Below are 10,172 nucleotides of genomic sequence, written 5' to 3' on the forward strand. Positions count from 1 at the left end.
GGAAAACTCTGATATTCTCTGATAAGCTCTGTGTAACAACCCACGAAAACTATGCGCTTACTCACCCTCCTAACCCTGCTCCTGTTCAGCTTCGACACCCCGAATCTGGACAACTCCACGCTGAAAGGAAAACCGTTCCACAACATCACCCTGGAAGCCTCACTCAAACCGTTCAAGAAAAACGACAAGGCGTACATTCAGCAGGTTGCGACCGAGATGTTCACGCAGTGGCAGGCCTTGCTGCGGCACACCGACACCGTTTCGGTGATGCTCTGGACGTCCGACGGTTCGGAGATTCTGGATTATAAAGGCGATCTGAAGCAGCCGCTGGAGTGGGCGCGCTACATCGGCAACCCGAACACCGCGCACGAAGTCGGCTCCGGTCCGAAAGAACTCTCGCTGCACGAACGCGCGTACCTGTACATCGACAACCCGCCCGCGTTTACGTACGGCGACCTGAAATACATCATTCAAACGTTAAAAGAAACCGGAAAACGCATTACCGGCAAACCGGTTCGGATTGGCGCGACCTTCGATCCGGGACCCGAGTTTGCCAAATCGGAATTCAAGTACAAAAAACACCCCGAAATTCTGGGCGGCAATGCGATGGGCCACAAAACGATGGTCAGTTGCTACTCGACGCTCAATGCCGATACCGATGCTTATGCCGGTTTCCCGAAGGGCATTCCGGCCAAAACGCCGTTTGGGACGTTTCTGGGCCGACAAAGTCAGCATTTTCTGACCGATTTGGGCTACGACTACATCTGGCTCAGCAACGGTTTTGGGTTTGGCGTCGAAGGTTGGTCCTCGACGGGCGCGACGTTTACCGGAAAGGCATTTTTGCCGGAAAAACTGGCGAATACAAAAGCCCTGATCGCCGATTTCTGGAAACTCTTCCGGAAGGAATGCCCGGATTTTCAGATCCAGACGCGCGGTACGAACCTCTCCACCGGGGCCGATCTGGCGCGCGATGGCGTCGATTTGAAGCAGATTTACAACGGTCATTACAACATGCTGCCCCCGCCCAACTCGCCCTGGGCGGCTTTGGACGGCGATTTTGGACTGGAAATGGTCGGCTACATGTCGCGGATGGCCGAACTGCCCGACGAACGGTATCTGTTCCGGTATTACACCCACGATCCGTGGTGGGTCAACAGCCCGTGGCTCGATCGCTACGGCCGCGAACCGCACGATATTTACCTGCCCATGTCGGTGGCCCGCATCAACGCGAAGGGCGAAATCCGGCTGCCAACACACCTGAATTTTCTGACCATCGACAACTCGTTTGGCGAAATGCCGACGCAGGTGCCCGATGAGGTAACGCCCCACATCCTGAAAGCCCGCTACGATTCGCCGACGGCACCGGGGCCGCTGGTCTGGGTGTATCCGTTCGACGAATACCATACCTGGGCGTATAAACAACCCGACCGACTCCCCGAAATTTATTACGGCGACTGGCTCATCCGGCAGGCCATCAACAACGGCTTTCCACTGAACACCATCGTTTCGACGGGCTCGTTTCAGTCCGTCGTCGCGGCCAAACCGGCGTTTTTCAACGAATCCATTCTGGTATCCATCGTGCCGGAAGCCGGTTCGAAACTTGAAAAATCATTGATCGATTTTGTGCAGAATGGCGGAAAATTGCTCGTCTACGGCCCCACCGACCACGCCGGAGCGGCTTTTCTGAACCTGCTGAATTTGCAGAATTCGACGGCACTAGAAGGTGAGTTTCAGGTCAATTCGTCGATCACGGTCGATCAGCTTACCAAACCGTATCCCACCAAAATCATGCATCAGGCGCTGTTTTCGGGCGGGGGCGTGACATCACAGGTGAAGAATAAAGCGGAAAAAGAGACAAAGGTTCTGGCGAAAATGACGCAGGGCAGCCAGGAACGGGATGTCGTCTGGGTGCGCGAAAAACCGGACTGGAAAGGCGGCAAAGTGGCTTACGTGCGGGGTACCAATTCGAGCAAGTTCACCGGCGGCAAACTGCTCACGCCCGACAATCCGGAGCAACTGTTCACCGGGCCGCTCCTGATGCGGTACGTGTTGAAGGAATTCGGACTGGATTACCGGATCGACAAGAAAAATCCGTCGGTCAAAAATCCGGTGTTGACCATCGCCCGCAGCGACAACGGTTTTTTCTTTTCCGGCTATTGCCCCAATACGACGATTACGCAGCGGTTTAAGCTGGCGCAGGGTGCTCCGCTCCTGATCGGCTACGAAACCGAATTGGCGAACGGTTTTTCGGTGTATGCGATGCCCAAAGCCTGGCACCGCGAAAGCCGGATTTTTGTCGAGCAGCCGGACGGTATCGTGTCGTGCCAGGAAATTCATTCGGGCGAAAAAGGCATCGACCGGCGCATCCAGGTGACGGGGCTAAAAAATGCCACGGTGCGGATTTACCCCGATGCCGACGTGACCGAAAAAGACCTGCACGTATACGTCAATTCGGGGTATCCGTGGAAAAAAGGGCATACGACCTTCAAAACCGGTGACCCGCAATACGGCAAACATTACGTGGTGGAAAATGTGACCGGCGATCTGGTCGCGGCCTGGTAATAAACCCCAACCCCCTAAAGGCCGGTGCCGGACTGAAACATCCGGATTCAAAAGCCCGGCAGCGGCCGACCGTCCTTTAGGGGGGTTGGGGGTAAATTTTAGCAGCACTTAACAGCCCTGTCCTTTAGGGGATTTAGAGGCAATGTCGTTAGTTCCTAAACCTCTGATTTTCATGAAATTCTTATCCTACTTTCTGGGATTCGGATTAGCGGTTTTATTGCTTTCCTGCCATAACCGCGAAACCGAAACCGTCAGCTATGCGACCTTAAAAGAAGGTTTCAAAAACCCACCGATCACGGCCCGGCCTAAAGTCTACTGGTGGTGGCTGAACGGGTATGTGGATACGCTCCGGTTAAAGGAAGAATTAGTGGCCATCAAAAACGCCGGCATGGGTGGCGTCGATCTGTTCGAGATTGGGTTGCCGTCCGCCAGCGATCCCAACCAGATCATTCCGGCGGGTCCGGCTTTTATGAGTGACGAGTCCGTTAAAAATATCCATTTGGCGATTCGGGAAGCGGGCAAACTGGGGCTGGAAGTTGGCCTGAACTTAGCCAGTAGCTGGAACGCGGGCGGCAGTTGGGTCAAACCGCAGCACGCAGCCAAAACCATTTATTATTCCCAAACAACGCTCCAAGGAGGGGGTGATCAAGCGGTTAAAATACCGTTTCCCACCATTACGCCCGCCAAAAACGGCCAGCTCCGTCCCATTGTGTACCGAACCGACGGCAAACCGGCGTACTATGAAGAAATCGCCGTTCTAGCGTTGCCCGCTGGGCAACAATCGCAATTGGACACGACAAAAATCATCAACGTAACGGCTTTTTTCGATCCCAAAACCGAGCACCTGACCTGGAAAGCGCCCGCCGGTGCGTGGGACATTTACCGCTACATCTGCTCCAATTCGGGCGAACAACTGATCCGGCCCACACCCAATTCCGTTGGCCCCATCATCGACCATTTCGACTCGACGGCCACGCGGATGCACGTCATGTACTTCATCGACCGGCTGAAACCGTTGATCGGCGATTTCAGCCAGAGTGCGTTAAAAAACTTATACCTAGCGAGTTATGAAGCCAAGGAGTTCACCTGGACGCCTACGCTGCCGGCGGCTTTCCACCAACTGCACGGCTATGACCTCTACAAATTTCTGCCCGCTGTTTTCAACAAAGACTGGTATCAGCCCAACCTGGCGGAACGTTTTCAGTTCGATTTCGACAAAACCTTGTCGGAATTGATGATCAACAACCATTACCGCAAATCGAAGGAAATCTGCAACGCCCACGGTTTGCAGATCATCTCGGAATCGGGCGGACCGGGGCATTTGCACCACATTCCGGTCGAGACACTGAAAGCATTGGGGGCGCTGGACGTGCCCCGGGGTGAGTATTGGTACAACCGCACGTTTTTCCTGGAAAACGATAAGGACAGCGTGGTGGATATGATCTGGCTGGTAAAGGAAATTGCGGCAGCATCGCATATTTACAAGCGCGGGATCGTGGAGGAAGAGTCGTTTACGAGTTACTGGGACTGGCAGGAAGGACCCTCCGACCTCAAACCGCTGGCCGACCGGGCGTTTTGCGAAGGCATGAACCGGCTCGTGATCCACGGTTTTCCGCACAATCCGGCCGAAATGGGGCATCCGGGTATTGCCTACTTTGCCGGCACGCACTACAACGACCGCAACACCTGGTGGCCGAAAATCAAACCGTTCAACGATTACCTGGGCCGGATTTCGTACATCCTGCAAAAAACCGAGTTCGTGGCCGACGTCCTGCATTATTACGGCGACAATGTCCCGAACCTGATTCCGCCCAAAAACACCCGGTTTGCAGTCGGGCCGGGGTACGATTATGAGGTTGTCAATACGGAGGTTTTGCTGCGCGACCTGACCGTCGAAAACGGCGAGTGGGTGCTGCCGGGCGTCGGGCGCTACAAAGTCCTGAGCATTGGCACTGAGGGGCGAACCCCGCCGGAAGTGCGGGAAAAACTGGAAAAGTTAGCCGCTCAGGGCGCTAAACTGGTGGATCAAAAACCGGCGTTGCCTGCCTTGCAAGCCCTGAACCTGTTGCCCGATTTCAGTTACACCGACCAGAAAGCCGATCAGCGCGAAACGCCCCTGGACCACATTCACTACCGAAGCGGTGAGGTCGATTTTTACCTGATCCGCAACACGACGAACCAGTGGGTTTCACGAACTTGTTCGTTCCGACAGCAGGACAAAACGCCCGAAATCTGGGACCCGGTTTCGGGGGAAACCGCCCCAATAACCGTTTACAAACAGGAGAATGGTCGGATTCAGTTGCCGGTTTCGTTACCGCCGTACGGTACGTATTTTGTCGTTTTCTCGAAAGAAACCGCGCCCGCCCACGCGAATGAACTGGTGGGGAACGGCCCGAATCCACCCGCTTTGGCCTTTACCCCCAATGGGTTAGCGTTTTTTCAGGCCGGAAATTTTGAGGTTCGAAACGAGAGCGGTTTCGAACAGATCGACACGGATTTGCCCACCGTACCGCTGGATGGCCCGTGGCAGTTGACGTTTCCGAAAGGCTGGGGCGCGCCCGAATCGGTGACCTTTCCGAAGCTGATTTCCTGGACCGAATCCGACCAGAAAGGCATCCGGTTTTTCTCAGGAACGGCCACCTACCAAAAAACTTTTCAATACAAACCGGTTTCCAGCACGACTGACAACCAACGGATTTATCTCGATCTGGGCAAGCTGTCGAAAGTGGCTGAAGTCTGGCTCAACAACCAGCCGCTGGGCATCGCCTGGACTCCACCGTACCGTTTTGACATCACGGATCTGGTAAAAACCGGTGACAATACGCTGAAAGTCGAAGTGGCCAACACCTGGTCGAACCGGCTCACGGGCGATGCCCTCACCGGCGAAAAATTCACCAAAACCAACATTACGAAGGCCAACAAAAACCTGGTTCCGTGGGGCGACTTGCCGCTGATCGAGTCGGGTTTGCTGGGGCCGGTAACCATTCAGACGGTAAAAACCGTTCGGCCCTGACAGCCGACCAACGGCCATAAAAATCCACAAAATAGCTGTATGAAACCGTTGTTGCTCCTTTTTCTCCTGAGCGTTCTTGCAGGAAACCTGCCCGCTCAGCAACCGTCGGATCAGTTTATTCGCGACGGTTTCAAAAATCCGCCGATCCCGGCCCGGCCAAAAACCTATTGGTGGTGGCTGAACGGTTCCGTCGATACAGTTCGGCTGAAGGAAGAATTGCGGGCCATGCAAAAGGCGGGCCTTGGCGGTGTCGATATTTTTGAAATCGGCGTTCCGGCCTACAACAATCCCAATGGCATGGTGAAAGCGGGGCCTCCCTTCATGGGGACCGAATCGTTGAAAGCCATCGAAATTGCCCTCCGCGAAGCGACCCGGCTGCACCTCGAAGTCGGGCTGAACCTGGCCAGTAGCTGGAATGCGGGCGGCAGTTGGGTTAAACCGCAGCACGCGGCCAAGTCGATCTATGTTTCCAAAACAACCGTGAATGGTTCCACGGCAAAACCGATCCGGTTGCCGTTTCCGGACATTGCCAAAACCGATGCCAAAGGGAAGCCGTTGCTGATCGAATTCGGCGCGGACGGCAAACCGGTTTTTCACCAGGAAATTGCCGTTGTCGCCCTGCCCGTTCGGGACCAGACCGGGTTTCTGGATACCACCAAAATTATGGCGGTTTCCCGGTATTTTGACGCCGAAAAGGAAGTGCTAAACTGGACTCCTCCGCCCGGAAAGTGGGACATTTACCGCTACGTCTGTTCGAATTCGGGCGAACCCTTGAAACTGCCCAGCCCCAACTCGGTCGGCCCGATTATCGATCATTTTGATTCGACGGCCACACGCGCCCATTTTCAGTATTTTATCGACCGGCTGAAACCACTCGTCGGTGATTTTTCCAAAACCGCTTTAAAAACGTTGTATCTGGCCAGTTACGAAGCCACCGGTTTCGTCTGGACGCCTTCCTTACCGGCCGAATTCCGGAAACTAAACGGCTATTCGATCGACAAGTTGCTGCCGGTACTATTCGACAAAACCGTCCTGAATCCGGAGCAAACCGCTCAGTTTCAGCAGGATTTTAAACGTACTTTGTCGGAACTGATGATCCAGAATCATTACCGGAAGGGCAAGGAAATCGCGAACCAATACGGCCTTTTGCTGGCGTCGGAAGCGGGCGGCCCCGGCCCTCCGCTGCACAACGTGCCGGTCGAAACGCTGAAGGCGCTGGGTTCGCTGGACGTACCACGCGGGGAATTCTGGAGCCGGTATCAGTATTACGACTCCGACAGCGTAGACATCATGTGGCTGGTGAAGGAAGTGGCGGCTGCTGCGCACATCTACAAACGCAAAATGATTGAGGAAGAGTCGTTTACGAGTTTTCACCACTGGCAGGAAGGGCCGTTCGACCTCAAATCCATCGCTGACCGGGCGTTCTGCGAGGGCATGAACCGCGTGGTGATTCACGGGTTCAGCCACAACCCCGAAGGCACCGGTTTTCCCGGCATCGTGTACGGGGCCGGGACGCATTTCAACACGAAACGGACGTGGTGGCCGAAAGTAAAACCGTTTACGGAGTATCTGGGCCGGATCTCGCACGTCCTGCAAAACACGAGTTTCGTGGCCGATGTGCTGTATTATTACGGCGATCAGGTACCGAATTTTGTGCCGCCCAAAAACACGCGGTTTGCGGTCGGGCCGGGCTACGATTACGAGATCATCAATACGGAAATCCTGCTGAACGATCTGACGGTTAAAAACGGAAAACTGGCGTTGTCGAACGGCGCGACGTTTCGTGTGCTGGCGTTGGGAAACATGGAAAATGTTACGCCCGTTATTTTGGATAAACTGAAAAACTTAGCCAAACAGGGTGCCGTGATCAGCGGAAAATACTTCTCGTCGGAATCGCCGGTAGCTTTGCTAAATAAGCAAAATATTGGCCCAGATTTTAGCCATTCGGGTCCGGTTTCGACCGTTTTTGATTTTATTCATTACCAGCACCAGGGAGCGGATTATTACCTCGTTCGGAACACCACCGATCAGTGGATTTCAAGCCGGTTTTCGTTCCGGCAACCGGGCAAAACACCGGAGCTCTGGAACCCGGTCACGGGCGAAATCGTGCCGGTTTCCGTTTTTAATCAGGCCAACCAACAACTGAATCTGCCGCTCACGCTGCCGCCATACGGTTCGTATTTTGTCGTTTTCAAAAAAGCGGTTTCGCCAGCCCGTTATACTGGTTTTGTGTCTGCAACGCCCCCGCCCCAATTTGAATACACTCCGACCGGTCTGCGGTTTTTACAGGCCGGACTCGTTGAATTATCAGGCAAGAATAAAGCCGTGCCGGAGCGGATAAAGAGCGAGATCACAACGCAGGAGCTAACCGGTTCGTGGCAACTATCCTTTCCGAAAAACTGGGGCGCCCCGGCTTCCGTGACACTTCCAAAACTCATTTCGTGGACCGAATCCACCGAACCCGGTATTAAATACTTTTCGGGTATCGGCACGTACGAAAAAACGTTCCGGTTTTCGACGCCAGTCAATACCTCGCGCAACGAACGGGTTTTCCTGGATTTGGGAAAGATTTCGGAACTTGCCGACGTCTGGCTGAACGGCCAGCACCTGGGCATTGCCTGGGCCGAACCGTACCGGTTCGACATTACTACTTTTGTAAAAACCGGTGACAATACGTTGAAAGTGGAGATCGCCAACACCTGGTCGAACCGGCTGACGGGCGACGCCCTGACCGGCGAAAAATTCACGAATACCAACATTTCGATTGGCTACCGGGGGACGCCCTGGAAACAGGTTCCGCTCATCGAGTCGGGTTTGTTGGGGCCAGTGATTATTCAGACGATTAAACAACAACCCGTAAAATGAAGAAAATCAGCGGTTTATTTTTTTTATTGTGGCTAAGCGTTGCCTTTACGGTCAACGCCCAAATTCCCGCCATCGCCGATTCGAAGACGTACCTGGCCGATCTGAAAAAAGAGCTGGACGTTCAATGGCCCAAAAACCGCACGATCAATCTGGTTTTTCACGGGCATTCGGTCCCCGCCGGGTATTGGCACAACCACGAAGTTCATACCCTGGAATCGTACCCGAACCTGCTGCTCGCCGAATTGAAAAAACAGTATCCGTACGCGGTCATCAACGTGATTGTGACGGCCATCGGCGGGGAAAATTCCCTGAAGGGGCAGGAACGGTTTGAGCGGGATGCGCTCGTTCATCAACCGGATGTGCTGTTCATCGACTACGCCCTGAACGACCGGGGCGCGGGGCTGGAAAAAGCCAAAGAAGCCTGGGAGAAAATGATTCAGTCGGCGCTTTCCAAAAATATAAAAGTGATTTTGCTGACGCCTTCCACGGATCAGCGCGTCGATATTTTAGCCGCCGGAAATCCGCTCGAACAGCATACGAATCAGATTATCAAACTGGCCGAAACGCACCATATCGGACTGGTGGATTCGTATGCCCAATTTAAAAAAGTGGCCGCTCAGGGCCAATTAACCGACTACATGTCGCACGTCAACCACCCGAATCTGGCCGGCCACAAACTGATTGTCGGTGAGTTACTAAAATGGTTTACGAAGTAATCGGGTTGGCGGGCCGGTAATCGTGGTCGGGGCTGGCAATGACGGCGAATTTGTATTTATCACCGTGGTAATACGACCGTTCAATTTCCACCACTTTCTCGCCCGTACAAATCACGGCACTGTCTAAAACAAAAGCCGGTGTGGGTTTACTAATCTCAAAATTATTCGTATTTGGTTGCATAATCGTGACGCTCAGCGTTTGCTGCACCTCATCGATTTTCAGGTGGTAGGTGTTTTCGTAGACTTTAAAATACGACACTTCCGTCGGCATTTTGTTGATCTTCGGGCACAGATTCAGCGAAATGTATTTCACCTCATCCTTGATCAATAACTCATCGGCATACCGGAGTTGGTGCAGCTTCATAACTGGCCCCTCAATGATGAAATGCCGCCCGTTTATTTCCGACGAAATACCGTCTTCCAGAATTGTTTTTTCCAGCACAATATTTTTGGGCGTAAACCCTTCGGCAATCAGGCTATCATGAAAACCGCGTCGGGTGGCGTAAATGGAACCCAGCGTCCGGATTAAATGGTGGTCTTCGGTGCGGTTCAGGACGTAGGTTCCCTTGCCTTTGATGCGCTTGGCCCAGCCTTTTGATTCGATTTCGAGCAGGGCTTTGCGCGCCGTGGTATTGCTGATGTTGAAATGCTTGATCAACTCATTTTCGGAAGGAATCTGGTCGCCGGGCTGCAATTCGCCGGTTTTAATCTTTTCGATAATGCTCTCACTGATCGAAATGAATTTTGATTTCATTGTTGCTGGTGCCTGGTCAAAACGCTTGCCGATCGGTGGCAACCCGACGACAAATCAGTACCTAATTACGGCAGTCTTGACCAAAGCGCCAAACGTCGGCTTATCTATCTATGCAGGGGAAAGCACGATTTTAATTATCGAAGCTGTCTAAAGTTTTAGTTTTTGTAATAGCACGCAACAAAACGCTAAGGAATGAAAGGCTAACCAGTTGCTGGCTTTGGTTTCAAAACGGTTCAACAAGGTCTTGTAACCATCCAACCAA

At 53.3% G+C, this 10,172-nt stretch carries 6 protein-coding genes; 5 read left to right on the forward strand and 1 reads right to left on the reverse strand.

Going from position 1 to position 10,172, the window contains the following annotated elements:
• Positions 1–51: 51 nt before the first annotated feature.
• The 4 genes from ACO2Q8_RS21410 (at position 52) to ACO2Q8_RS21425 (ending at position 9,156) form a co-directional block, all read left to right on the forward strand.
• Positions 52–2,562, forward strand: coding sequence for a hypothetical protein (locus tag ACO2Q8_RS21410; RefSeq protein ID WP_423346901.1), 2,511 nt, complete (start codon positions 52–54; stop codon positions 2,560–2,562).
• A gap of 172 nt (positions 2,563–2,734) precedes the next feature.
• The gene (locus ACO2Q8_RS21415) at positions 2,735–5,575 is read left to right on the forward strand and encodes a glycosyl hydrolase (RefSeq protein WP_423346902.1); all 2,841 of its coding nucleotides are present in this window, start codon (positions 2,735–2,737) and stop codon (positions 5,573–5,575) included.
• A 39-nt stretch (positions 5,576–5,614) separates the two neighbouring features.
• On the forward strand, positions 5,615–8,440 hold the full coding sequence (locus tag ACO2Q8_RS21420; RefSeq protein ID WP_423346903.1) for a glycosyl hydrolase: 2,826 nt from the start codon (positions 5,615–5,617) through the stop codon (positions 8,438–8,440).
• Entirely contained in the window at positions 8,437–9,156 is a 720-nt protein-coding gene (locus ACO2Q8_RS21425; protein ID WP_423346904.1) for an SGNH/GDSL hydrolase family protein, read from the forward strand. The genes ACO2Q8_RS21420 and ACO2Q8_RS21425 overlap by 4 nt, the downstream gene beginning before the upstream one ends.
• On the opposite strand, the gene ACO2Q8_RS21430 is transcribed toward ACO2Q8_RS21425, so the two are convergent.
• Positions 9,146–9,910 (reverse strand): GntR family transcriptional regulator, encoded by a 765-nt coding sequence (locus tag ACO2Q8_RS21430; protein ID WP_423346905.1) that lies wholly within the window; start codon positions 9,908–9,910, stop codon positions 9,146–9,148. The two genes, ACO2Q8_RS21425 and ACO2Q8_RS21430, sit on opposite strands and share 11 nt — an antisense overlap.
• Here ACO2Q8_RS21430 and ACO2Q8_RS21435 point away from each other — a divergent pair.
• Entirely contained in the window at positions 9,894–10,061 is a 168-nt protein-coding gene (locus ACO2Q8_RS21435) for a hypothetical protein (RefSeq protein WP_423346906.1), read from the forward strand. The two genes, ACO2Q8_RS21430 and ACO2Q8_RS21435, sit on opposite strands and share 17 nt — an antisense overlap.
• Positions 10,062–10,172 lie beyond the last annotated feature (111 nt).

This window comes from Larkinella sp. VNQ87 (assembly GCF_049445795.1).
Classification (GTDB): Bacteria; Bacteroidota; Bacteroidia; order Cytophagales; family Spirosomataceae; genus Larkinella.